The organism is Neobacillus niacini, from assembly GCF_023715785.1.
Taxonomy (GTDB): domain Bacteria; phylum Bacillota; class Bacilli; order Bacillales; family Cytobacillaceae; genus Neobacillus; species Neobacillus niacini_E.
The window spans coordinates 14,300-39,408 of record NZ_JAMBOX010000021.1; the positions used below are offsets into that span (position 1 = coordinate 14,300).

General features: G+C 43.5%; 31 protein-coding genes and 1 other annotated feature. All 31 genes read left to right on the forward strand.

Going from position 1 to position 25,109, the window contains the following annotated elements:
- On the forward strand, positions 1-420 hold the full coding sequence (locus tag M3234_RS25195; protein ID WP_262307338.1) for a Mini-ribonuclease 3: 420 nt from the start codon (positions 1-3) through the stop codon (positions 418-420).
- Position 421: 1 nt separating this feature from the next.
- Positions 422-1,165 carry a 23S rRNA (guanosine(2251)-2'-O)-methyltransferase RlmB gene (rlmB, locus tag M3234_RS25200; RefSeq protein ID WP_066321232.1) on the forward strand — a complete coding sequence of 248 codons (744 nt, stop codon included), beginning with the start codon at positions 422-424 and terminating at the stop codon, positions 1,163-1,165.
- 3 nt (positions 1,166-1,168) lie between these two features.
- On the forward strand, positions 1,169-1,678 hold the full coding sequence (locus M3234_RS25205; RefSeq protein WP_262307339.1) for an NYN domain-containing protein: 510 nt from the start codon (positions 1,169-1,171) through the stop codon (positions 1,676-1,678).
- 69 nt (positions 1,679-1,747) lie between these two features.
- On the forward strand, positions 1,748-2,398 hold the full coding sequence (gene sigH / locus M3234_RS25210) for an RNA polymerase sporulation sigma factor SigH (protein ID WP_262307340.1): 651 nt from the start codon (positions 1,748-1,750) through the stop codon (positions 2,396-2,398).
- A 108-nt stretch (positions 2,399-2,506) separates the two neighbouring features.
- Complete coding sequence (gene rpmG / locus M3234_RS25215) at positions 2,507-2,653, forward strand: 50S ribosomal protein L33 (RefSeq protein WP_262307341.1); 147 nt, start codon at positions 2,507-2,509, stop codon at positions 2,651-2,653.
- Between the two features lie 33 nt (positions 2,654-2,686).
- A complete protein-coding gene (gene secE / locus M3234_RS25220) occupies positions 2,687-2,869 on the forward strand; it encodes a preprotein translocase subunit SecE (RefSeq protein ID WP_066321239.1) in 183 nt (60 codons plus the stop codon).
- A gap of 131 nt (positions 2,870-3,000) precedes the next feature.
- On the forward strand, positions 3,001-3,534 hold the full coding sequence (gene nusG / locus M3234_RS25225; protein WP_262307342.1) for a transcription termination/antitermination protein NusG: 534 nt from the start codon (positions 3,001-3,003) through the stop codon (positions 3,532-3,534).
- 201 nt (positions 3,535-3,735) lie between these two features.
- On the forward strand, positions 3,736-4,161 hold the full coding sequence (gene rplK / locus M3234_RS25230; protein ID WP_042453928.1) for a 50S ribosomal protein L11: 426 nt from the start codon (positions 3,736-3,738) through the stop codon (positions 4,159-4,161).
- 108 nt (positions 4,162-4,269) lie between these two features.
- Positions 4,270-4,968 (forward strand): 50S ribosomal protein L1, encoded by a 699-nt coding sequence (gene rplA / locus M3234_RS25235; RefSeq protein ID WP_262307343.1) that lies wholly within the window; start codon positions 4,270-4,272, stop codon positions 4,966-4,968.
- Between the two features lie 64 nt (positions 4,969-5,032).
- Positions 5,033-5,173: a sequence feature (ribosomal protein L10 leader region), on the forward strand.
- 33 nt (positions 5,174-5,206) lie between these two features.
- A complete protein-coding gene (gene rplJ, locus M3234_RS25240) occupies positions 5,207-5,707 on the forward strand; it encodes a 50S ribosomal protein L10 (protein WP_262307344.1) in 501 nt (166 codons plus the stop codon).
- A 54-nt stretch (positions 5,708-5,761) separates the two neighbouring features.
- Positions 5,762-6,124, forward strand: a complete 363-nt coding sequence (rplL, locus tag M3234_RS25245) for a 50S ribosomal protein L7/L12 (protein ID WP_066321249.1) — start codon at positions 5,762-5,764, stop codon at positions 6,122-6,124.
- Positions 6,125-6,242: 118 nt separating this feature from the next.
- Positions 6,243-6,842: a class I SAM-dependent methyltransferase gene (locus M3234_RS25250; RefSeq protein WP_262307345.1), complete on the forward strand. Its 600-nt coding sequence runs from the start codon at positions 6,243-6,245 to the stop codon at positions 6,840-6,842.
- 252 nt (positions 6,843-7,094) lie between these two features.
- Positions 7,095-10,655 carry a DNA-directed RNA polymerase subunit beta gene (gene rpoB / locus M3234_RS25255; RefSeq protein ID WP_262307346.1) on the forward strand — a complete coding sequence of 1,187 codons (3,561 nt, stop codon included), beginning with the start codon at positions 7,095-7,097 and terminating at the stop codon, positions 10,653-10,655.
- Between the two features lie 130 nt (positions 10,656-10,785).
- Entirely contained in the window at positions 10,786-14,385 is a 3,600-nt protein-coding gene (gene rpoC, locus M3234_RS25260; RefSeq protein ID WP_262307347.1) for a DNA-directed RNA polymerase subunit beta', read from the forward strand.
- 136 nt (positions 14,386-14,521) lie between these two features.
- Complete coding sequence (locus tag M3234_RS25265) at positions 14,522-14,770, forward strand: 50S ribosomal protein L7ae-like protein (RefSeq protein ID WP_262307348.1); 249 nt, start codon at positions 14,522-14,524, stop codon at positions 14,768-14,770.
- Between the two features lie 103 nt (positions 14,771-14,873).
- Entirely contained in the window at positions 14,874-15,296 is a 423-nt protein-coding gene (gene rpsL, locus M3234_RS25270; RefSeq protein ID WP_262307349.1) for a 30S ribosomal protein S12, read from the forward strand.
- A 41-nt stretch (positions 15,297-15,337) separates the two neighbouring features.
- Positions 15,338-15,808, forward strand: coding sequence for a 30S ribosomal protein S7 (gene rpsG / locus M3234_RS25275; RefSeq protein ID WP_066321259.1), 471 nt, complete (start codon positions 15,338-15,340; stop codon positions 15,806-15,808).
- A gap of 51 nt (positions 15,809-15,859) precedes the next feature.
- Positions 15,860-17,941: an elongation factor G gene (fusA, locus tag M3234_RS25280; protein ID WP_262307350.1), complete on the forward strand. Its 2,082-nt coding sequence runs from the start codon at positions 15,860-15,862 to the stop codon at positions 17,939-17,941.
- 129 nt (positions 17,942-18,070) lie between these two features.
- Positions 18,071-19,258, forward strand: coding sequence for an elongation factor Tu (gene tuf, locus M3234_RS25285; RefSeq protein ID WP_066321270.1), 1,188 nt, complete (start codon positions 18,071-18,073; stop codon positions 19,256-19,258).
- A 380-nt stretch (positions 19,259-19,638) separates the two neighbouring features.
- Complete coding sequence (rpsJ, locus tag M3234_RS25290; protein ID WP_007085291.1) at positions 19,639-19,947, forward strand: 30S ribosomal protein S10; 309 nt, start codon at positions 19,639-19,641, stop codon at positions 19,945-19,947.
- A 39-nt stretch (positions 19,948-19,986) separates the two neighbouring features.
- Positions 19,987-20,613 carry a 50S ribosomal protein L3 gene (gene rplC, locus M3234_RS25295; RefSeq protein ID WP_262307351.1) on the forward strand — a complete coding sequence of 209 codons (627 nt, stop codon included), beginning with the start codon at positions 19,987-19,989 and terminating at the stop codon, positions 20,611-20,613.
- A gap of 29 nt (positions 20,614-20,642) precedes the next feature.
- Positions 20,643-21,266, forward strand: a complete 624-nt coding sequence (rplD, locus tag M3234_RS25300) for a 50S ribosomal protein L4 (RefSeq protein WP_066321274.1) — start codon at positions 20,643-20,645, stop codon at positions 21,264-21,266.
- Complete coding sequence (gene rplW / locus M3234_RS25305; RefSeq protein ID WP_066321281.1) at positions 21,266-21,550, forward strand: 50S ribosomal protein L23; 285 nt, start codon at positions 21,266-21,268, stop codon at positions 21,548-21,550. Before rplD ends, rplW begins: the two co-directional genes overlap by 1 nt.
- A gap of 28 nt (positions 21,551-21,578) precedes the next feature.
- Positions 21,579-22,409 (forward strand): 50S ribosomal protein L2, encoded by an 831-nt coding sequence (gene rplB / locus M3234_RS25310; protein ID WP_066321284.1) that lies wholly within the window; start codon positions 21,579-21,581, stop codon positions 22,407-22,409.
- Between the two features lie 60 nt (positions 22,410-22,469).
- Entirely contained in the window at positions 22,470-22,748 is a 279-nt protein-coding gene (gene rpsS, locus M3234_RS25315; protein WP_066321286.1) for a 30S ribosomal protein S19, read from the forward strand.
- A gap of 17 nt (positions 22,749-22,765) precedes the next feature.
- On the forward strand, positions 22,766-23,107 hold the full coding sequence (gene rplV, locus M3234_RS25320; RefSeq protein ID WP_066321287.1) for a 50S ribosomal protein L22: 342 nt from the start codon (positions 22,766-22,768) through the stop codon (positions 23,105-23,107).
- A 3-nt stretch (positions 23,108-23,110) separates the two neighbouring features.
- Positions 23,111-23,767, forward strand: a complete 657-nt coding sequence (rpsC, locus tag M3234_RS25325; protein ID WP_066321288.1) for a 30S ribosomal protein S3 — start codon at positions 23,111-23,113, stop codon at positions 23,765-23,767.
- 1 nt (position 23,768) lies between these two features.
- A complete protein-coding gene (rplP, locus tag M3234_RS25330; protein ID WP_066321290.1) occupies positions 23,769-24,203 on the forward strand; it encodes a 50S ribosomal protein L16 in 435 nt (144 codons plus the stop codon).
- The gene (rpmC, locus tag M3234_RS25335; protein WP_262307352.1) at positions 24,193-24,393 is read left to right on the forward strand and encodes a 50S ribosomal protein L29; all 201 of its coding nucleotides are present in this window, start codon (positions 24,193-24,195) and stop codon (positions 24,391-24,393) included. Before rplP ends, rpmC begins: the two co-directional genes overlap by 11 nt.
- Positions 24,394-24,419: 26 nt before the next feature.
- Complete coding sequence (gene rpsQ / locus M3234_RS25340) at positions 24,420-24,683, forward strand: 30S ribosomal protein S17 (protein WP_066321295.1); 264 nt, start codon at positions 24,420-24,422, stop codon at positions 24,681-24,683.
- 40 nt (positions 24,684-24,723) lie between these two features.
- Positions 24,724-25,092 carry a 50S ribosomal protein L14 gene (gene rplN / locus M3234_RS25345; RefSeq protein WP_038538479.1) on the forward strand — a complete coding sequence of 123 codons (369 nt, stop codon included), beginning with the start codon at positions 24,724-24,726 and terminating at the stop codon, positions 25,090-25,092.
- Positions 25,093-25,109: the final 17 nt, after the last annotated feature.

Genomic DNA, 25,109 nt, shown 5'->3' on the forward strand with positions numbered 1-25,109 from the left:
ATGCTAGATTATGAAAACACAGTTGATGCTCAACAATTAAACAGCCTGGCGCTTGCCTACATGGGTGATGCGGTATTTGAAACGTATGTCCGGCGTCACCTGCTTTACAGCGGGCAAGTCCGGCCGCACCAGCTGCACCGGGAAGGAACCAAATATGTGTCGGCAAAAGCCCAGTGCCAAATCCTGTTTTGGATGATGGATAACGGGCTGTTAACGGAAACGGAAACGAGTGTGGTTATGCGCGGCCGCAATGCCAAATCCGGGACCGTCCCGAAAAACACCGATGTGCAGACATACCGGTACAGCACGGCGTTTGAGGCATTGATGGGATATTTATTTTTAACGGGAGAGAATGAGCGCCTCGAAGAGCTCATTTCACAGGCGTTAAACTATGTAGATGAACAGAAAGGTGGCCGTTAGAATGAACCAGGAATACATTGTGGGCAAAAATCCGGTCATTGAGGCTTTAAAATCGGGGCGGGACATCAATAAGATCCTGATTGCCGAAGGGTCGCAGCATGGGCAGATGCAGCAAATTACCCGGCTGGCAAAAGAAACGAATGTGCTGGTCCAGTTTGTCCCGAAGAAAAAAATAGACCAAATCACCGAGGAAAATCACCAGGGCGTTCTGGCCTATGTCGCCGCTTATCAGTACGCGGAACTGGATGATCTCTTTGCAGCCGCCGAAAGGAAAAACGAACCTCCTTTCTTTTTATTATTGGATGAAATTGAAGACCCCCATAATCTTGGCTCCATCATGAGGACGGCGGATGCGGTTGGGGCGCACGGCATCATCATTCCGAAACGCCGGGCAGTAGGTTTGACGGCGACCGTTGCCAAAGCTTCTACTGGGGCGATAGAATATATCCCGGTTGTCCGGGTTACCAATATGGCAAGGACAATCGATGAATTGAAGGAGCGGGGTGTCTGGATTGCTGGCACTGATGCAAAAGGCAAGGATGATTACCGCAGGCTGGATGGAACTTTGCCGCTAGGGCTTGTCATTGGCAGTGAAGGAAAAGGGATGGGACGGCTGATTCGTGATAAATGCGACTTTTTGATCCATTTGCCGATGGCCGGCAAAGTAACGTCATTAAACGCTTCTGTGGCAGCTGCGCTATTAATGTATGAGGTATACCGGAAACGGCATAGCTTAGAGGGATAGTGTATGGATATCCTGCTTGTGGACGGATATAACATTATAGGGGCATGGCCGGAGCTTAAAGCATTAAAAGACCGGGACCTGCCGGCAGCGCGTGACCGTTTGGTCGAAAAAATGGCCGAGTACCAAGCCATTTCCGGCTTCCGTGTGATCGTGGTGTTCGATGCCCATTTTGTAAAAGGGACAGAAAAAAAGTATAAAAATCATCAGGTAGAGGTTATTTTTACAAAGGAAAATGAATCGGCGGACGAACGGATTGAAAAAATGGCTATCAGCCTTAGCAACCGGAAAACGCAAATCCATGTGGCCACCTCCGACTTTACCGAACAATGGCAGATTTTTGGACAAGGGGCGCTCCGGAAATCTGCTCGTGAACTGGAAATTGAAATGTCTTCAATAGAAAAGAATATCGAGAGGAAAGTAAAAAAAATCCAAGATAAAAAGCCCGTTTCCAAAATACCGATTAGCGACGAAATGGCAGAAATTTTTGAAAAGTGGCGCAGAGGGCAGAAGTAAGCCTGTACTTCAAAAATTTTCTAATGTATAATAGTGGTATCTATGCTTGTTCGGTGGAGGGGATCTAATTTGAGTACGGACTTCAGGACAAAAACGCATGAACAATTCTCCGCCATGGAGGATGAAGAAATTGTTGATTTGGTTCATCAGGGTGACGGTGAAGCATTGGATTTTTTAATTCATAAGTATCGAAATTTTGTGCGTGCCAAAGCTAGATCCTATTTTCTGATTGGAGCGGATAAAGAAGATATTGTTCAAGAGGGCATGATTGGCTTATATAAGGCGATCCGCGACTTTCGCGAGGACAAGCTCACCTCCTTTAAAGCATTTGCCGAACTGTGCATAACCCGCCAAATTATTACAGCGATAAAGACGGCGACACGGCAGAAGCATATACCGCTAAATTCCTACGTATCATTGGACAAGCCAATTTTTGATGAGGAGTCAGACCGGACGCTGATGGATGTTTTGTCCGGAGCAAAGGTGCTGGACCCGGAGGAATTAATCATCAATCAGGAAGAATTTGACCATATCGAGGTTAAAATGACTGAACTGTTAAGCGATTTGGAACGGAAGGTATTGGCGCTTTATTTGGATGGCCAGTCGTACCAGGAGATTTCTGAGGAACTCAACCGCCACGTCAAATCGATTGATAATGCCCTTCAGCGTGTAAAGCGAAAATTGGAGCGGTACTTGGAAATTCGGGAATTTTCGTTGTAAAATGTATCCGCTTTATAGACGATGGCGGTTATATGAATGTCATTCCAAATATTATTGACATTAATTAGACATCATGTTACATTTTTAAGGATATATTAGGTGAAAAATATGGGTAAAAAAGTTGTACTTGCCTGTGAAACCTGCGGCTCAAGGAATTATTCGACAGCCGGCAGCGACACGAAACAGGAAAGGTTGGAAATAAAAAAATACTGCAAAACTTGCGGGTCTCATACCATTCATAAAGAGACAAAATGATAAAAGACCGCGCAATCCTTGGGGGTTACTTAAATGTCTCGCATAAAGAATTTCTTTAGTGATATAGCTCGTGAAATGAGAAAGGTAAGCTGGCCAAAGCGCAGCGAACTGACTCGTTCGACTATTACGGTTGTCAGCACTGTTGCGTTCTTTGCGATTTTCTTCGCGGTCCTGGATTTGGGTATTTCAGAATTGATTCGCTTAATTCTTGAATAATAGCCATTGGTTCATGGTATAATGGAAATTAACAAAGGAAATTTCAGCTAAAAACCCGTCAGTTGCGGGTTTTTTAATTTGCCAAAAAAATGCACTCAATTATAGGGAGGGACGGACGCAAGTCCTCATAAATGGAAAAGAATTGGTATGTTGTTCATACTTACTCCGGCTACGAAAATAAAGTAAAAACCAACCTCGAAAAACGGGTTGAATCGATGGGCATGCAAGATAAGATCTTCCGTGTCGTTGTCCCTGAGGAAGAAGAAACAGAATTGAAAAATGGCAAGAAAAAAGTGGTAAAACGCAAGGTGTTCCCTGGCTATGTATTAGTGGAGCTGATCATGACGGATGATTCATGGTATGTCGTCCGGAATACCCCAGGTGTGACCGGGTTTGTCGGTTCTGCAGGATCAGGCTCGAAGCCAACTCCGCTGCTTCCGGATGAGGTAGCGTTTATTCTTAAACGCATGGGCGTTGAAGAGAAGCGTGTCGATATCAATTATGAAATTGGCGAAACGGTCCGCGTAAAGGAAGGTCCATTTGCTAACTTCACCGGCAATGTTGAAGAAATGGACAAGGATAAACAAAAACTTAAAGTTCTCGTTAATATGTTCGGTCGCGATACCCCGGTTGAGCTTGAATTTTCGCAGATTGAGAAAATATAATCGGGTTTATTGTAAAAAAACTTGAAATCAGTTTTAAAAAATGTTACTATTTTTTAGGTCAGTATGTCTCGAGCTAGATGCTCGGACAAGACTTTGTCAAGTTCTTTGTTTTCATATAAAGACTTCAAGATGAGTGGGAGGGGGCTCCCTATATAAGGAAACCCTGTTAACCACATCACGGACTTTAAGGAGGTGTGTCTCGTGGCTAAAAAAGTAATTAAAGTTGTTAAATTGCAAATTCCTGCAGGTAAAGCAAACCCTGCGCCGCCAGTTGGTCCTGCTTTAGGTCAAGCCGGTGTTAACATCATGGGATTCTGTAAAGAATTTAACGCTCGTACAGCAGATCAAGCTGGATTGATTATTCCTGTTGAAATTACGGTGTTTGAAGACCGTTCATTTACATTTATTACGAAAACTCCTCCTGCTGCCGTTCTTTTGAAAGTAGCAGCTGGAATTCAGTCTGGTTCAGGCCAGCCTAACCGTAATAAAGTAGCAACAGTAAAGCGTGATAAAGTACGCGAGATTGCGGAACAAAAAATGCCTGACCTTAACGCAGCTAGCGTTGAAGCAGCAATGCGCATGGTTGAAGGTACTGCACGCAGCATGGGTATCGTTATCGAAGACTAATCTATGCAAACTGTTATGTTGTAATGAGGGGGTTGCGCAGTTTTTCACTCGCAACCTTTTTCGTGGGAGATTAATTCGCTAAAACCACAAATCAAGGAGGAAAAAACAATGGCTAAAAAAGGTAAGAAGTATTTAGAAGCTGCGAAGCTTGTAGATCGTACACATGCTTACCCAATTGCAGAAGCAATTGAACTTGCAAAGAAAACAAACTATGCAAAATTTGATGCGACTCTTGAAGTTGCTTTTCGCTTAGGCGTAGACCCTAAGAAAGCTGACCAGCAAATCCGTGGTGCAGTAGTGCTTCCAAACGGAACTGGTAAAACTCAACGCGTATTAGTATTCGCGAAGGGTGAAAAAGTGAAAGAAGCAGAAGCTGCTGGCGCAGATTATGTGGGCGATGCAGAATACATCAACAAAATTCAACAAGGTTGGTTTGAATTTGATGTAATCGTAGCAACTCCTGACATGATGGGTGAAGTTGGTAAGCTTGGCCGCGTATTGGGACCTAAAGGCTTAATGCCAAACCCTAAAACAGGTACTGTTACTTTCGACGTAACAAGAGCAATCAACGAAATCAAAGCAGGTAAAGTTGAATACCGTGTTGACAAGTCTGGTAACATTCATGTTCCAATTGGTAAAGCTTCTTTCGAAAACGAAAAGCTTGTTGAAAACTTTACAACTGTTTTTGAAACTATGCTAAAAGTGAAGCCATCTGCAGCAAAAGGAACTTACATGAAGAACGTTACTGTTTCTTCAACTATGGGACCTGGCGTGAAAGTGGATCCTTCATCTGTAGCTGCTAAGTAAGATTAGGAATAATTGGTAATTGACAAACAAAGTCAGATTATATATAATCAATTTTGTTGTTTTAATAAATATAACATTTGTACCGTAGACAGCAGGGGCTTATCGCTTAATATCCTGCCGAGGTTAGCCGAAGATTTAGCTTTTTCCTAAGCTATTTATGAGCCTCCATGTCTATGAAAGATTTGGAGGCTCTTTTACTGCCTGGTATAAATGTACACATTCTACAGGAGGTGTAAAAATGAGCAGTGCAATCGAAGCAAAAAAAGTGGTTGTTGAAGAGATTGCTGATAAATTAAAAGCAAGTGTATCAACAATTGTTGTAGATTATCGCGGTCTTTCAGTTGCGCAGTTAACTGAACTCCGTAAACAACTTCGTGAAGCTGGCGTTGAATTCAAGGTTTACAAAAACTCTATGACTCGCCGTGCGGCTGAAGTTGCTGGACTTTCAGGGTTAAACGATGCATTAACAGGCCCGAACGCAATCGCGTTCAGTACTGAAGATGTTGTCGCTCCTGCTAAAATCCTTAACGATTTCGCGAAAAAGAATGAAGCTCTTGAACTTAAAGCGGGTGTGATTGAAGGTACAATCGCAACTGTTGAAGAAGTTCAAGCTCTTGCTGAACTTCCATCTCGCGAAGGCTTGCTGTCTATGCTACTCAGCGTACTACAAGCTCCAATCCGCAACCTTGCCCTTGCTGCAAAAGCTGTGGCAGACCAAAAAGAAGAACAAGGCGCGTAAGTTAGTACTTATCGCTTAACTAATACGGAATGAAAACTAAGGAGGAAAATTAAAATGACTAAAGAACAAATCATTGAAGCAGTTAAATCTATGACTGTTTTAGAACTTAACGATCTTGTAAAAGCAATCGAAGAAGAATTCGGCGTAACTGCTGCTGCTCCTGTAGCAATGGTTGGCGGCGCTGGTGCTGCTGCTGTTGAAGAGCAAACTGAATTTGATGTAATCCTAGCTTCTGCTGGCGATCAAAAAATCAAAGTTATCAAAGTTGTACGTGAAATCACTGGTCTTGGTCTTAAAGAAGCAAAAGACCTTGTTGACAACACTCCAAAAGCTATTAAAGAAGGCGTTTCTAAAGAAGATGCTGAAGCAATCAAAGCTAAGCTTGATGAAGTTGGAGCAAACGTTGAAGTTAAGTAATTTTAATTCCATGAAAAAGCTCGCTGCATAAGCGGGCTTTTTTTGGCTAAGTTATTAAAGGTTGTTATAATCCTCTTTTTTCTTCTATATAAAGCTCCCCAGGAGGTGAAGTCAAAAAATGACCGAACACTACTATTCTCGAACCCAAAATGTTGAAAGTGACCCAAAGTCTTGGGATTATAAATTAAGAGGCCATTCGTTTCGCTTTAAAACTGATAATGGCGTTTTTTCAAAACGGGAAGTGGATTATGGCTCGCGTCTTTTGATTGAGACATTTGTCATGCCTGAAGCGGAAGGGAAGGTTCTTGATGTCGGCTGCGGCTACGGTCCGATAGGGTTGTCGATTGGCAAGGAACATCCTAATCGTACGATACATATGGTGGATGTGAACCAACGGGCCATTGAGTTGGCAAAGGAAAATGCTGCCCTTAACCAGATTGATAATGTAAAAATCTATGAAAGTGACAGGCTGCTGAATGTAACGGAAACAGATTTTGTCGCCATCCTGACAAATCCGCCGATCCGTGCCGGCAAAAAAACGGTTCATGATATTTTTGAACAAAGTCACCAACATCTGCTTAGCGGTGGAGAGCTCTGGGTAGTCATTCAAAAAAAGCAAGGTGCACCATCGGCCTTGGAGAAATTAACGCAATTATTTTCTGATGTAGAAACAGTTGACAAATCCAAAGGTTATTTTATTATTAGAGCCACAAAATAGTTGACTACGAATTGTCCCTGTGATAGCATTATAAAATGCCATCATAATATTTACCGAATTATTCCTTTAAATACATAAAATCGAGTATAAAAACGGAATAACAAGGAAATGATGACAAAATAATAGTCAAAATGTGAAAATGTGGTTTTTGGGAAAAAACCCTTTTTCTTTTTGTCTTTTAGCAAGGCAACAAATTCTTCTAAAAGACGTAAATAGATTTTTAAATAACGCTTGATTTGAGGGGTGAATCAGTTGACAGGTCAACTAGTTCAGTATGGACGACACCGTAAGCGGAGAAGTTATGCACGAATCAGTGAAGTTTTAGAATTGCCAAATCTTATTGAAATCCAAACCTCTTCATATCAGTGGTTTCTTGATGAGGGATTGCGTGAGATGTTCCAGGATATCTCGCCAATTGAGGACTTCACCGGCAATCTATCACTAGAATTTATTGATTACAGTCTTGGCGATCCAAAGTATTCGGTTGAAGAATCGAAAGAGCGGGACGTTACTTATTCTGCTCCATTGCGTGTGAAGGTACGTCTTGTAAACAAAGAAACAGGCGAAGTGAAGGATCAAGATGTATTCATGGGCGATTTTCCGTTAATGACGGAAACAGGCACCTTTGTCATCAACGGTGCAGAACGCGTTATCGTTTCACAGCTAGTGCGTTCCCCAAGCGTTTACTTCAACGGTAAAGTGGATAAAAACGGAAAGAGAGGCTTTACGGCTACTGTCATTCCGAACCGCGGCGCTTGGCTTGAATATGAAACAGATGCCAAAGATGTGGTATATGTCAGAATTGATCGCACAAGGAAATTGCCTGTAACGGTTCTTTTGCGTGCACTTGGATTTGGCTCAGACCAAGAAATCATCGAGTTGATTGGTGATAATGAGTATCTTCGCAATACGCTTGAAAAGGACAACACGGAAGGTATCGATAAAGCGTTGCTTGAAATTTATGAACGACTCCGTCCTGGTGAACCTCCAACCGTTGAAAATGCGAAGAATCTATTGATTTCACGGTTCTTTGATCCTAAGCGCTATGACCTTGCTAATGTAGGTCGTTATAAAATAAATAAAAAGCTTCATATTAAAAATCGCCTATTCAATCAGCGTCTGGCCGAAACACTAGCAGACCCGGAAACAGGTGAAATTATCGCTGAAAAAGGAACGCTTCTTGACCGAAGAAACCTTGATAGGATTTTGCCTGCACTTGAGAAAAATATTAATTTCCGCAGCTATAACCCAGTTGGCGGCGTTGTGGATGATGAAATTGTTCTTCAAGGAATTAAAATCTATGCACCTGGCGATGAAAATGAAAAAGTGATTAATGTATTGGGCAATGCTTATGTGGCTGAACCAATTAAAAATATCACACCAGCTGACATTATTGCGTCGATCAGCTATTTCTTCGATTTGCTTCATGGTGTTGGCGATACAGACGATATCGACCATTTGGGCAACAGACGTCTTCGTTCTGTAGGCGAATTGCTGCAAAACCAATTCCGTATTGGTTTATCACGGATGGAGCGCGTTGTTCGTGAAAGAATGTCGATTCAGGACACAGCAACGATTACGCCGCAGCAATTGATCAATATTCGTCCTGTTATTGCGTCAATTAAGGAATTCTTTGGAAGCTCCCAGCTTTCGCAGTTTATGGACCAAACTAACCCGCTGGCAGAATTAACGCATAAGCGCCGTTTATCGGCATTAGGACCAGGGGGTCTGACTCGTGAACGCGCCGGAATGGAAGTTCGTGACGTTCACTATTCTCACTATGGGCGGATGTGTCCAATTGAAACACCGGAAGGTCCGAATATCGGTTTGATCAACTCGTTATCATCTTATGCGAAGGTAAACCGTTTTGGCTTTATCGAAACACCTTATCGCCGAGTCGATCCTGATACCGGTAAGGTAACATCAAGAATTGATTACCTGACTGCTGACGAAGAGGATAATTATGTAACCGCACAGGCGAACTCACGTCTAGGAGATGACGGTTCCTTCTTGGATGAGGAAGTCATTGCCCGTTTCCGTGGTGAAAACACCGTTGTAAAGCGGGATCGTGTCGACTACATGGATGTATCTCCGAAGCAGGTAGTTTCAGCAGCAACAGCATGTATTCCGTTCCTTGAAAACGATGACTCGAACCGTGCCTTGATGGGTGCGAACATGCAGCGGCAGGCTGTACCATTGATGCAGCCGGAAGCGCCGATTGTCGGTACAGGTATGGAATATGTATCGGGTAAAGACTCTGGTGCCGCTGTTATCTGTAAGCATGAAGGAATTGTTGAGCGCGTTGAAGCCCGTCAAGTATGGGTCCGCCGTATTAAAGAAGTCGATGGCCAAGAGGTCAAAGGCGATCTTGACAAGTACCGGATGTTAAAGTTTGTCCGTTCGAACCAAGGAACATGCTATAATCAGCGTCCAATCGTTTCTGTGGGCGACCGCGTTGTCAAGGGTGAAATCCTTGCTGACGGCCCTTCCATGGAAAAAGGTGAATTGGCATTAGGCCGTAATGTTCTCGTTGCCTTTATGACATGGGATGGTTATAACTATGAAGATGCGATTATTATGAGTGAACGTCTTGTGAAAGACGATGTATATACTTCGATTCATATTGAGGAATATGAATCAGAATCACGTGATACAAAGCTTGGGCCTGAAGAGATTACCCGCGATATTCCAAACGTCGGCGAAGATGCACTCCGCAACTTGGATGAGCGCGGAATTATCCGTATTGGTGCCGAAGTGAAAGACGGCGACTTGCTAGTTGGTAAGGTGACACCAAAAGGGGTAACAGAACTTACCGCTGAAGAGCGTTTGCTTCATGCCATTTTCGGTGAAAAAGCCCGCGAGGTCCGTGATACGTCGCTTCGTGTTCCGCACGGCGGCGGCGGTATTGTCCTCGATGTGAAAGTATTTAACCGCGAGGATGGCGATGAACTGCCTCCAGGCGTGAATCAACTTGTTCGTGTCTATATTGTACAAAAACGGAAAATCTCCGCAGGGGATAAAATGGCGGGACGCCACGGTAACAAAGGGGTTATCTCGAGAATTTTACCGGAAGAGGATATGCCATTCCTTCCTGACGGAACACCGGTTGATATCATGTTAAACCCACTCGGGGTACCATCGCGGATGAACATCGGACAGGTGCTTGAACTTCATCTTGGTATGGCCGCTAGAGCACTCGGCATTCATGTCGCTTCACCGGTATTTGACGGTGCTACGGAAGAAGATGTTTGGTCAACGATTGAAGAAGCTGGTATGGCACGTGATGCCAAAACGGTTCTTTATGATGGCCGTACTGGCGAGGCGTTCGATAACCGTGTCTCTGTTGGTGTTATGTATATGATTAAACTGGCACACATGGTTGATGATAAATTGCATGCCCGTTCAACAGGACCATACTCCCTTGTTACGCAGCAGCCGCTTGGTGGTAAAGCACAATTCGGCGGACAGCGTTTTGGAGAGATGGAGGTATGGGCACTTGAGGCATATGGTGCTGCATACACGCTTCAGGAAATTCTTACAGTTAAATCCGACGATGTGGTTGGCCGTGTGAAAACCTACGAAGCCATTGTCAAAGGCGAAAATGTGCCGGAACCAGGCGTTCCTGAATCATTTAAAGTATTAATCAAAGAACTTCAAAGCTTAGGTATGGATGTTAAAATCCTATCCGGCGATGAAGAAGAAATTGAAATGCGTGATATGGAAGATGAGGACGACTTACAACAGGTCGACACCTTAAACATTGTTCCTGATGCACCAAGCTTTGAATCTGAAAAAGTCGGTTCAAAAGAGTAAATCAAGTAAAAGCGCACTTAAAGAGAATAGCTTTTCCAAGAACAAGCTATGGCTGTTCTTAAGTGCGCTTTTTATTTTTTAGCTGTATTGAAGGGTAAAACCTGGACATAAAAAGGGAGGTAGGCCCCCTATGCTTGACGTCAATAATTTTGAGTATATGAAAATTGGTCTTGCATCGCCTGATAAGATCCGTTCGTGGTCATTTGGTGAAGTGAAAAAACCTGAAACAATCAACTATCGTACGTTAAAGCCGGAAAAAGACGGTTTATTCTGTGAAAGAATTTTCGGTCCGACAAAGGACTGGGAGTGTCACTGCGGCAAGTACAAACGTGTCCGTTATAAAGGTGTTGTCTGTGACCGCTGCGGTGTTGAGGTAACCCGCGCAAAAGTTCGCCGTGAACGTATGGGTCATATTGAACTGGCAGCTCCTGTATCCCATATTTGGTACTTTAAAGGAATACCAAGCCGGATGGGGCTTGTTTTGGATATGTCACCTCGCGCTTTGGAGGAAGTCATTTATTTTGCTTCCTATGTGGTAACCGAATCCGGTGATACCGCACTTGAAAAGAAACAATTGCTATCTGAAAAGGAATACCGAGCCTATCGTGAAAAGTACGGCAATAAGTTCCAGGCGTCGATGGGTGCCGAAGCGATCAAAAAGCTTCTTTCCGATATTAATTTGGACAAAGAAGTAGATGCGTTAAAAGAAGAGCTTAAAACAGCACAAGGCCAGCGTCGTACGCGGGCGATTAAGCGCCTTGAGGTCCTGGAAGCGTTCCGTAACTCTGGCAACGAGCCATCCTGGATGGTTCTTGATGTTCTACCGGTCATTCCGCCGGAACTGCGTCCGATGGTCCAATTGGATGGGGGCAGATTTGCCACATCTGACCTTAATGACCTTTATCGCCGGGTGATCAACCGAAACAACCGTTTAAAGCGTTTATTGGATTTGGGTGCGCCAAGCATCATCGTGCAAAACGAAAAGCGGATGCTGCAGGAAGCTGTCGATGCGCTAATCGACAACGGCCGCCGCGGTCGTCCGGTTACAGGACCAGGTAACCGTCCGTTAAAGTCGCTTTCTCATATGTTAAAAGGAAAACAGGGACGTTTCCGTCAGAACTTGCTTGGAAAACGGGTTGACTATTCCGGCCGTTCCGTTATCGTCGTCGGCCCTAACCTGAAAATGTACCAGTGCGGACTTCCAAAGGAAATGGCGCTGGAACTATTCAAGCCATTCGTTATGAAGGAGCTTGTCGAAAAAGGACTTGCTCACAACATTAAATCGGCAAAACGCAAAATCGAACGGGTATCACCTGATGTTTGGGATGTCCTTGAAGATGTCATTAAAGAACATCCGGTTCTGTTAAACCGTGCCCCTACGCTTCACAGACTGGGAATTCAGGCCTTTGAACCGACATTGGTTGAAGGGCGCGCGATTCGCTTGCACCCGCTCGTTTGTACGGCTTACAACGCCGACTTCGACGGTGACCAGATGGCCGTTCACGTTCCGCTTTCAGCTGAAGCGCAGGCAGAAGCCCGTCTATTAATGCTTGCGGCACAAAACATCTTGAACCCTAAAGATGGTAAGCCGGTTGTTACACCGTCTCAGGACATGGTATTGGGTAACTATTACTTAACCCTAGAGCGGGAAGGCGCCGTCGGCGAAGGTATGATTTTTAAAGATACAAATGAAGCCTTGCTGGCATATCAAAACGGCTATGTACACCTTCATACCCGGGTTGCCGTCCATGCAGGTTCGTTAAATAATGAAACGTTTACGGAAGAGCAAAATAACAAACTGCTAATTACAACTGTAGGTAAGCTTGTATTTAACGAAATTCTTCCGAAATCATTCCCTTATATCAACGAGCCTACAAGGGATAATTTAGAGGTTAAAACACCTGAGAAATATTTCGTTGAAAAAGGCGAAGATATCTTGGCGAAGATTCAATCAATGCCACTGATTGATCCGTTTAAAAAGAAAATCCTTGGAAACATCATTGCGGAAGTATTCAAGCGGTTCAAAATCACTGAAACGTCAAAAATGCTTGACCGCATGAAAGACCTTGGTTTTAAATACTCCACAAAAGCTGGTATAACTGTAGGTGTTGCCGACATCGTCGTTCTTGGCGAGAAGGAGCAGATCCTTCATGATGCCCAAGCTAAAGTGGATAATGTTACAAAGCAGTTCAGACGTGGTTTGATTACGGAAGATGAGCGCTATGACCGTGTTATCTCCATCTGGAGCCAGGCGAAAGATGTCATTCAGGGCAAGTTGATGAAGTCCTTGAATAAAACGAACCCTATCTTCATGATGAGTGATTCCGGTGCCCGTGGTAACGCCTCGAACTTTACCCAGCTTGCTGGTATGCGTGGTTTGATGGCCAACCCGGCAGGACGTATCATCGAATTGCCAATTAAATCAAGTTTCCGTGAAGGATTAACCGTATTAGAGTACTTTATCTCGACGCACGGTGCCCGTAAAGGACTTGCTGATACAGCACTTAAGACAGCTGACTCTGGTTACTTGACACGCCGTCTTGTTGACGTTGCCCAGGATGTCATTGTCCGTGAAGACGATTGCGGTACTGACCGCGGCTTTACGATAGGTGCCATTAAGGATGGCACAGAAATCATTGAGACGCTTGAAGAGCGTTTAATTGGCCGGTATGCGCGTAATCCAATTAAGCATCCAGAAACGAACGAAGTCATCGTGAAGGAAAATGAATTGATTACCGAAGACCTTGCCGAACTAATCACGAATTTGGGTATTGAAGAAGTGAAAATCCGTTCAGCATTTACATGTAATACCCGTCATGGGGTATGTAAGAAGTGTTACGGACGCAACTTGGCTACTGGCCAAGAGGTGGAAGTGGGCGAAGCGGTTGGTATTATCGCAGCGCAGTCCATCGGTGAGCCTGGTACACAGTTGACCATGCGTACATTCCATACGGGCGGTGTTGCTGGTAACGATATCACTCAAGGTCTGCCGCGTATCCAGGAAATCTTTGAGGCGCGTAATCCTAAAGGCCAGGCCGTTATTTCCGAAATTGATGGTGTGGTTGTAGGCATTAACGAAGGCCGTGACCGCCAGCATGAAATCGTCGTTCAAGGCGAAGTGGAATCACGAACCTATAATGCACCATATACAGCCCGCTTAAAGGTAGCTGTAGGCGACCATATTGAGCGTGGAGATGAGTTAACAGAAGGATCAATTGATCCGAAAGAGCTTCTTAAAGTGAAAGATGTTATTTCTGTTCAAGAATACTTGCTCCGTGAGGTTCAAAGAGTTTACCGGATGCAAGGGGTTGAAATTGGTGACAAACACGTAGAGGTAATGGTCCGTCAAATGCTCCGCAAGATTCGTGTTAGCGATGCTGGCGATACAGACGTGCTTCCAGGAACGCTTCTTGATATTCACCAATTTACCGATGCTAACGAACAGGCATTGTTAAATGGCAAACTGCCAGCAACAGGCCGTCCGGTGCTGCTCGGTATTACCAAAGCGTCTCTTGAAACAGATTCGTTCTTATCGGCAGCATCCTTCCAAGAAACAACAAGAGTTCTTACCGATGCGGCCATCAAAGGCAAGCGCGATGAACTGCTTGGCTTGAAAGAGAATGTAATCATCGGTAAGCTTGTACCAGCGGGAACAGGAATGCAGCGTTACCGCAAAGCAGAGCCTGTACTTCGCGATACAACATCCGAAGAACCGATTACGGTTGAATAACAATATTAACGGTACTTGCCTGATGGCAGGTACCGTATTTTAAGAAAAATATTAAAAGTATGGTTGACATATAATTGGCAAGATGTTAATATATCAAAGGTGCTCCTATACACCTGATACTTTGGAGGATATCAAAATGTCTTATGAAAAAGTATTACAGGCGAGCAAGGTCATTATAGGAACAAAACAAACAGTTAAGGCACTAAGAGAAGGCATAGTACAAGAGCTGATCATTGCGGCAGATGCGGAAGCGAAAGTAACGAGTCCCGCAGTGAATGAAGCAGAAAGGCTAGGCGTTCCGGTCCAATATGTCGATTCGATGAAAAAACTCGGAAAGGCATGCAGGATTGAAGTAGGTGCTGCAGCTGTAGCTATTATCCGTTAAAAACTGTTTTTGTAGATCGAGCAGTCTGCAAAAACTTTGTTTTTGCAAAAAAATGAACCACCTGGATGTGTGGGCTTACAAATAGTGAAGGGAGGAAAAACAAATGCCTACTATTAACCAATTAGTGCGCAAGCCGCGTCAATCAACGGCAGAGAAGTCAAATTCTCCAGCACTTAATAAAGGTTACAACAGCTTTAAAAAATCACAAACTAACGTATCATCACCACAAAAACGCGGGGTATGTACTCGTGTTGGTACAATGACTCCGAAGAAACCGAACTCAGCGTTACGTAAATATGCTCGTGTACGCTTGACAAACGGTATTGAGGTGACTGCATACATTCCTGGTATCGGCCACAACCTGCAAGAGCACAGCGTTGTTCTTATCCGTGGCGGACGTGTAAAAGACTTACCAGGGGTACGTTATCATATCGTACGTGGAGCACTTGATACAGCTGGCGTTAACAATCGTATGCAAGGCCGTTCTAAATACGGTACTAAGCGTCCGAAAGCAGCAAAAAAATAATCTCATTAAAATAGAAAGCTTCTTTGAAAGGAGGAAAAAGCATGCCACGTAAAGGTCCTGTAGCAAAGAGAGACGTGTTACCAGATCCACTTTACAATTCAAAATTAGTTACTCGTCTTATCAACAAGATGATGATCGACGGTAAAAGAGGTAAATCTCAAGAAATTCTTTACTCTGCATTCAATACAATCCGTGAGCGTTCTGGTAAAGATCCAATGGAAGTATTTGAAGCAGCGATGAAAAATATCATGCCAGTTCTAGAAGTTAGAGCACGCCGTGTCGGCGGTGCCAACTACCAAGTTCCAGTTGAGGTGCGTCCTGACCGCCGTACAACTCTTGGTCTTCGCTGGTTAGTTAACTATTCACGCCTTCGCGGTGAAAAAACGATGGAAGAGCGTTTAGCTAACGAAATCATGGATGCTGCCAACAACACTGGTGCATCTGTCAAGAAGCGTGAAGATACACATAAAATGGCAGAAGCAAACAAAGCGTTTGCTCACTATCGTTGGTAATTTTACCTTCAAAAATAAAAACACACTCATACTAGGAAGGAGAAAGACCCAATGCCAAGAGAGTTCTCCTTAGAAAAGACTCGTAATATCGGTATCATGGCTCACATTGATGCTGGTAAAACCACGACTACTGAGCGTATCCTTTATTACACCGGTAAGATTCACAAAATCGGTGAAACTCACGAAGGTGCGTCTCAGATGGACTGGATGGAGCAGGAACAAGAGCGCGGAATCACTATTACTTCCGCCGCTACAACTGCCCAGTGGAAAAACCACCGCGTAAACATCATCGACACTCCGGGACACGTGGACTTCACAGTGGAAGTTGAACGTTCCCTCCGTGTACTTGATGGTGCGGTTGCAGTACTTGATGCACAATCAGGTGTTGAGCCTCAAACTGAAACAGTTTGGCGCCAAGCAACAACTTACGGTGTACCACGTGTGGTATTCGTAAACAAGATGGACAAAATCGGCGCGGATTTCTTATATTCTGTTAAGACAATCCATGACCGCCTTCAGGCAAACGCTCATCCAATTCAACTGCCAATCGGTGCAGAAGATCAGTTCAGAGGCATTATCGACCTTGTAGAAATGACTGCAAGAATGTACGGTAACGACCTGGGAACAGATGTACAAGAAGTGGAAATCCCAGAGGAGTATAGAGCTCTAGCTGAGGAATGGCGTGAGAAATTAGTTGAAGCAGTTGCTGAACTTGATGAAGAATTGATGGAAAAGTACCTTGGCGGTGAAGAAATCACCATCGAAGAGCTGAAAGCCGGCATTCGTAAAGGTACTGTCAACGTTGAATTCTATCCGGTAGTTTGTGGGTCTGCATTTAAAAACAAAGGTGTTCAGCCAATGTTGGATGCGGTAATTGATTACCTTCCATCTCCACTAGATGTACCATCAATTAAAGGTCATGCTGTTGATGATGAAGATCAGATCGTTGAGCGTCACTCAAGCGATGAAGAGCCATTCTCAGCACTTGCATTCAAAGTAATGACTGACCCTTATGTTGGTAAATTAACGTTCTTCCGCGTTTACTCCGGTACATTAGATTCTGGTTCTTATGTCCAGAACTCTACTAAAGGAAAGCGTGAGCGTATCGGACGGATCCTGCAAATGCACGCCAACCACCGTCAGGAAATCACAACAGTTTACTCCGGTGACATTGCTGCAGCTGTTGGGTTAAAAGATACAACTACTGGTGACACTCTATGTGATGACAAAAACCCTGTTATCCTTGAGTCCATGCAATTCCCAGAGCCAGTTATTGAACTTTCGGTTGAACCGAAGTCAAAAGCTGACCAGGATAAAATGACAACTGCGCTGCAAAAGCTTCAAGAAGAAGACCCAACATTCCGTGCACATACGAACCAGGAAACTGGACAAGTTATCATTGCCGGTATGGGTGAGCTGCACCTTGATATCATCGTTGACCGTATGCGTCGCGAATTCAAGGTTGAAGCGAACGTAGGTGCACCACAAGTTGCTTATCGTGAAACATTTACTTCTTCTGCGCAAGTAGAAGGTAAATTTGCGCGTCAGTCCGGTGGTCGCGGACAATACGGACATGTTTGGATCGAATTCTCACCAAACGAAGCTGGTAAAGGGTTCGAATTCGAAAACGGTATTGTCGGTGGGGTAGTACCTCGTGAATATGTCCCAGCTGTTGAAGCAGGTTTAAAGGATGCCCTTGAAAGAGGCGTACTTGCCGGCTATCCGTTGGTTGATATCAAAGCAAGACTTTTCGATGGTTCATACCATGATGTTGACTCCTCGGAAATGGCGTTTAAGATCGCTGCTTCTCTAGCGCTTAAGAATGCTGCATCCAAGTGTTCACCAGTCATCCTTGAACCAATCATGAGAGTCGAAGTTGTTATCCCTGAAGAATATTTAGGAGATATCATGGGACAAATCACTGCACGCCGCGGTCGCGTTGAAGGTATGGACGCTCGTGGTAATGCCCAAGTGGTTCGTGCGATGGTTCCACTTTCAGAAATGTTTGGTTATGCGACATCACTTCGTTCAAGCACTCAAGGCCGTGGAGTATTCTCCATGCACTTTGACCATTACGAAGAAGTGCCAAAATCAATCTCTGAAGAAATTATCAAAAAAAATAAAGGCGAATAATTGATTTTCGCCTTTATATAAAGTATAACTACTTATGTAATATTTGGAACTGTTATCTAGGCGGAAGCCTGACTAGCAGTTCCACTTAAAATATACTTAACTTTTATTTATTAAAGGAGGATTTTCCTAATGGGTAAAGCTAAATTCGACCGTTCCAAGCCACACGTTAACGTTGGTACAATTGGTCACGTTGACCACGGTAAAACTACATTAACAGCTGCAATCACTACTGTTCTCGCTAAAATTGGCGGTGCAGAAGCTCGCGGTTATGATCAAATCGACAACGCTCCAGAAGAAAAAGAGCGTGGAATCACAATCTCAACTTCTCACGTTGAGTACGAAACAGCAAACCGTCACTACGCACACGTTGACTGCCCAGGACACGCTGACTACGTTAAGAACATGATTACTGGTGCTGCTCAAATGGACGGCGGTATCCTTGTTGTATCTGCTGCTGACGGCCCAATGCCACAAACACGTGAGCACATCCTTCTTTCTCGTCAGGTAGGCGTACCTTACCTTGTTGTATTCATGAACAAGTGTGATATGGTTGACGACGAAGAATTATTAGAACTAGTTGAAATGGAAGTTCGCGACCTTCTATCTGAATATGACTTCCCAGGAGATGACATTCCTGTAATCAAAGGTTCTGCTCTTAAAGCTCTTGAAGGAGAACCAGAGTGGGAAGAAAAAATCGTTGAACTTATGGAAGCTGTTGACAGCTATATTCCAAACCCAACACGTGACACTGACAAGCCATTCATGATGCCGGTTGAGGACGTATTCTCAATCACTGGCCGTGGTACAGTTGCTACAGGCCGTGTAGAGCGTGGCCAAGTTAAAGTTGGTGACGTAGTTGAAATCGTAGGTTTCACTGAAGAGCCAAAATCTACTACTGTAACAGGAGTAGAAATGTTCCGTAAGCTTCTTGATTTTGCTGAAGCTGGGGACAACATTGGTGCTCTTCTTCGTGGTGTAGCTCGTGAAGAAATCGAGCGTGGACAAGTTTTGGCTAAGCCAAAGTCCATCACTCCACACACAAAGTTTAAAGCACAAGTTTACGTATTATCAAAAGAAGAAGGTGGACGTCATACTCCATTCTTCTCAAACTACCGTCCACAATTCTATTTCCGTACTTCTGATATCACTGGAATCATTACACTTCCAGAAGGTACTGAAATGGTAATGCCTGGCGACCACATCGAAATGACTGTTGAGCTAATCGCTCCAGTTGCGATCGAAGAAGGAACTAAGTTCTCAATTCGTGAAGGTGGCCGTACAGTAGGATCAGGTTCAATCACAACTATCGCTGAGTAATTAACAGATAAAGAGCAGCCGGGTGACGATCCGGCTGCTCTTTTATGTATATTTTAAAAAATGCATGTTTCTTCTATATATATAGATTTCAAGCTGTAATCCCTTTCAATTAGGAGATTTCTGGAGATTTTAATAAGCTGTTGAAATCAACAATCTGAGTCTATATAATAGTAAAGGTGTTCAGGTCAAAGACAGTAAAAAAAATCGTGATAAATGTTGCGTTTGACATTGGATTTATGTATAATAGACAATGTTGGTCTTTGACTGCGATGATGTGGGAGGTTGCTGACACACCCGGCCGCTTTGCCATGGCGAGTGTGTGGGAAATTTCCACAGAGTATGTCTATTTTCAAAAATAGGCGAATAAAGGAGGGAAAATAATGGCAAAACAAAAAATTCGTATCCGCTTAAAAGCATATGATCACAGAATCCTTGATCAATCTGCAGAAAAAATCGTTGAAACAGCAAAACGTTCAGGTGCAGCAGTGTCCGGTCCGATTCCGCTTCCAACTGAAAAGTCTGTTTACACCATTCTTCGTGCGGTTCATAAGTACAAAGATTCTCGTGAACAATTTGAAATGCGGACACATAAGCGTCTAATCGACATCGTTAACCCAACTCCGCAAACAGTGGATGCGTTAATGAGATTGGATTTACCATCTGGTGTTGATATCGAAATTAAGCTTTAATCACAATAAACACACAAAAATTTAGGAGGTGTGACTTACATGACCAAAGGAATCTTAGGAAGAAAGATTGGTATGACTCAAGTATTTGCAGAGAACGGCAACTTAATTCCGGTAACTGTTGTTGAGGTAGCTCCAAACGTTGTTCTTCAAAAGAAATCTGTTGACACAGACGGTTATGAATCTGTTCAATTAGGCTTCGAAGACAAACGTGATAAACTATCAAACAAACCTGAAAAAGGCCACGTAGCAAAAGCAAATACTGCTCCTAAGCGCTTCATTCGCGAATTCCGCGGAAACGACTTAGCAAGCTTTGAAGTTGGTCAAGAAGTCAAAGTTGATATTTTCGCTGCTGGCGATTTAGTAGATGTTACAGGAATCTCAAAGGGTAAAGGTTTTCAAGGCTCAATCAAACGCCATGGACAATCACGCGGCCCAATGGCTCACGGTTCTCGTTATCATCGTCGCCCTGGTTCAATGGGACCTGTTGCTCCAAACCGCGTTTTCAAAGGTAAATTATTACCTGGTCGCATGGGCGGAGAGCAAGTAACTGTACAAAACCTTGAAATCGTAAAAGTTGATGCTGAGCGCAACTTACTTTTGATTAAAGGTAACGTTCCAGGAGCTAAAAAAGCATTACTAAAAATTAAAGGTGCGGTAAAAGCATAGTCACTTTCTGAGAAAGGAGGAACAAAGGAATGCCTAAAGTAGCATTATTAAACCAAGGCGGTTCACAAGTTGGTGAAATCGAACTTAATGAATCAGTATTTGGTATTGAGCCTAACCAACACGTATTATTCGAAGCAATTGTTATGCAAAGAGCTTCTCTACGTCAAGGAACTCATAAAGTAAAAACTCGTTCTGAGGTAGCAGGCGGTGGCCGTAAACCATGGCGTCAAAAAGGAACAGGACGTGCTCGTCAAGGTTCCATTCGTTCACCACAATGGCGCGGAGGCGGTACTGTATTTGGTCCAACACCACGCAGCTACAGCTATAAAATGCCTAAAAAAGTTCGTCGTTTAGCGATCAAATCAGCTTTATCATCTAAAGTGTTAGAAGAAAACATCTTAGTATTGGAAAGCTTAGCATTTGAAGCGCCAAAAACAAAAGACTTCAAAGCTGTTTTAAATGGTCTTTCTGTTGAGAAAAAAGCGTTAATCGTTACTGCTGACCTTGATGAAAACGTAGCATTATCTGCTCGTAACATTCCTGGTGTAACAGTTGTAACTGCTGATGGAATCAACGTTTTAGACGTTGTAAACCATGATAAATTGATCATGACTAAAGCAGCGGTTGAAAAAGTAGAGGAGGTGCTTGCATAATGGATGCACGCGATATCATTAAGCGCCCCGTTATCACTGAACGTTCTACTGACCTAATTGCTGAAAAGAAATATACGTTCGAAGTTGATGTAAAAGCCAACAAAACACAAGTCAAAGATGCTGTACAAGAAATCTTTGGTGTTCAAGTTGAAAGAGTAAACATCATGAACTATAAAGGCAAATTCAAGCGTATGGGCAAATTCGGCGGCTATACAAACAAACGTCGTAAAGCAATTGTAAAATTAACAGCTGACAGCAAAGAAATCGAATTCTTTGAAAGCTAAAATTCACTAAGAAGAGGAGGGAAATAAAATGGCGATTAAAAAGTACAAACCTACCTCTAACGGTCGTCGCGGCATGACAGTTTCTGATTTCGCTGAAATTACAACGAGCACTCCAGAAAAATCCTTATTAGCTCCGTTAAAGAGCAAAGGCGGCCGTAACAACCAAGGTAAGTTAACTGTTCGTCATCAAGGTGGCGGCCATAAGCGTCAATATCGTTTAATCGACTTTAAACGTAACAAAGATGGCATTCCAGGACGCGTTGCCACAATCGAGTACGATCCAAATCGTTCTGCAAATATCGCATTAATTAATTATGCGGATGGAGAAAAGCGTTATATCTTAGCTCCTAAAAACTTGGAAGTTGGTATGGAAATTATGTCAGGTCCTGAAGCTGACATTAAAGTAGGTAATGCTCTTCCACTAGCTAACATTCCGGTTGGTACTGTTGTACACAACATCGAATTAAAACCAGGAAAAGGCGGACAATTAGTTCGTTCAGCAGGTACTTCTGCACAAGTTCTTGGTAAAGAAGGAAAATACGTACTTGTACGTTTAACTTCCGGCGAAGTTCGTATGATTCTATCTGAGTGCCGTGCATCTATCGGTCAGGTAGGTAACGAACAGCACGAACTAATCAACATCGGTAAAGCAGGTCGTTCCCGCTGGTTAGGCAAACGCCCAACTGTACGTGGATCTGTTATGAACCCTAACGATCACCCACACGGTGGTGGTGAAGGACGTTCACCAATCGGACGTAAGTCTCCAATGACTCCTTGGGGCAAACCGACTCTTGGTTACAAGACTCGTAAGAAGAAAAACAAATCCGACAAACTTATTATTCGTCGTCGTAAAAAATAACGTGTTTGACCTACGGTTCAAGGATAGAACCGTAGAACAATCACGAAGGGAGGTTCATTCATGGGTCGCAGCTTAAAAAAAGGACCATTCGTTGATGATCATTTAATGGTTAAGGTTGAAAAGTTAAATGAAACTGATAAGAAACAAGTTATCAAAACTTGGTCTCGTCGTTCTACGATTTTCCCACAATTTATCGGTCATACGATCGCAGTTTATGATGGCCGTAAACATGTGCCTGTGTATGTTACCGAAGACATGGTAGGACACAAGCTTGGAGAATTCGCTCCAACGCGCGCTTACAAAGGTCACGGTAACGATGATAAGAAAACAAGACGTTAAGAGAGGAGGGCATCCTAATGCAAGCTAAAGCTGTTGCAAGAACAGTCCGTATTGCTCCTCGTAAAGTACGTTTAGTCGTTGATTTAATTCGAGGTAAGCAAGTTGGTGAAGCGGTGGCGATTTTAAATCTGACTCCGAAGGCTGCTTCTCCAGTCGTTGAAAAAGTATTGAAATCCGCTATGGCAAACGCGGAACACAATTATGAAATGGACGTAAATAACCTAGTTGTTGAGCAGGCATTCGTAGACGAAGGACCAACTTTAAAACGTTTCCGTCCTCGCGCACAAGGCCGTGCAAGCCAAATCAACAAACGCACTAGCCATATTACAATCGTTCTATCAGAAAAGAAGGAGGGATAATCAGTGGGTCAAAAGGTAAATCCAGTCGGTTTGCGTATCGGGATCATCCGTGATTGGGAATCTAAATGGTATGCAGGCAAAGACTTTGCTGATCTTTTACACGAAGACATTAAAGTTCGTGAATATATCACGAAACGTTTAAAAGATGCTTCCGTTTCTAAAGTTGAAATCGAACGTGCTGCAAACCGTGTTAACGTAACTGTTCATACTGCAAAGCCTGGTATGGTAATCGGTAAAGGCGGCACTGAAGTTGAAGCACTTCGTAAAGCGTTAAATCAATTAACTGGCAAGCGTGTACACATCAATATTCTTGAAATTAAGAGAGCTGATGTTGATGCGAAGCTTGTTGCAGAAAATATTGCTCGTCAATTAGAAAACCGTGTATCTTTCCGCCGTGCTCAAAAGCAAGCGATCCAACGTGCAATGCGTGCAGGTGCGAAAGGTATCAAAACAATGGTATCTGGTCGTTTAGGTGGTGCCGATATCGCTCGTTCTGAACACTACAGCGAGGGAACTGTTCCACTTCATACTCTTCGCGCTGATATCGATTATGCTACAGCAGAAGCAGACACTACTTATGGAAAACTTGGTGTTAAAGTATGGATCTATCGTGGAGAGGTCCTTCCTACTAAGAAGAAATCCGAGGAAGGAGGCAAATAATATGTTATTGCCAAAACGCGTAAAATTTCGCCGTCAACACCGTGGAAAAATGCGTGGTAACGCTAAAGGCGGCACTGAAGTAACATTTGGTGAATTCGGTTTGCAAGCAGTGGAAGCTTCATGGATTACAAACCGTCAAATTGAAGCTGCACGTCGTGCAATGACTCGTTATATGAAACGTGGCGGTAAAGTTTGGATTAAAATTTTCCCTCACAAACCATACACTGCAAAGCCTCTTGAAGTGCGGATGGGTTCCGGTAAAGGTTCACCTGAAGGCTGGGTAGCGGTTGTAAAACCTGGCAAAGTCATGTTTGAACTTGCTGGCGTATCTGAAGAAATCGCACGCGAAGCTCTTCGTCTTGCAGCTCACAAACTTCCAGTAAAATGCAAGTTTGTAAAACGTGAAGAAATTGGTGGTGAATCAAATGAAAGCTAATGAAATTCGTGACCTTACCACTGCTGAAATTGAACAAAAAGTGAAATCTTTAAAGGAAGAGCTTTTCAATCTTCGCTTTCAATTGGCGACGGGACAACTTGAAAATACAGCTCGTATCCGTGAAGTACGCAAGTCGATCGCTCGCATGAAAACTGTGATTCATGAGAGAGAAATCAGCGTTAACAAGTAGAAACTAGGAGAGGGGGTTCACGAAGAATGAGTGAACGTAACCAACGCAAGGTTTACACTGGACGCGTTGTTTCTGACAAAATGGACAAAACTGTTACCGTTCTTGTTGAAACATACAAAAAGCATCCACTTTACGGTAAACGCGTTAAGTACTCTAAAAAGTACAAAGCTCATGATGAGCAAAATCAGGCAAAAGTCGGCGATATCGTACGTATCATGGAAACTCGCCCGCTTTCAGCTACAAAGCGCTTCCGTTTAGTTGAAGTAGTAGAAAAAGCAGTTATTATTTAATTGTTCGGATATTCTTTGATTCCGAAGGGAGGTTACACACATGATTCAACAAGAATCACGTTTAAAAGTTGCTGACAACTCTGGTGCTCGTGAAGTACTGACGATTAAAGTTCTTGGTGGTTCCGGCCGCAAAACAGCTAACATCGGCGATATCATTGTCTGCACCGTAAAACAAGCAACACCAGGTGGCGTTGTTAAAAAAGGTGACGTAGTTAAAGCAGTAGTAGTGCGTACAAAGAGCGGTGTCCGCCGTCCTGACGGTTCATACATCCGTTTCGATGAAAACGCATGTGTAATTGTCAAAGAAGATAAGAGCCCTCGTGGCACTCGTATCTTTGGACCAGTTGCCCGCGAACTTCGCGACAACAACTTTATGAAAATCGTATCTTTAGCTCCAGAAGTTCTATAATAATAATCCAAATGCCT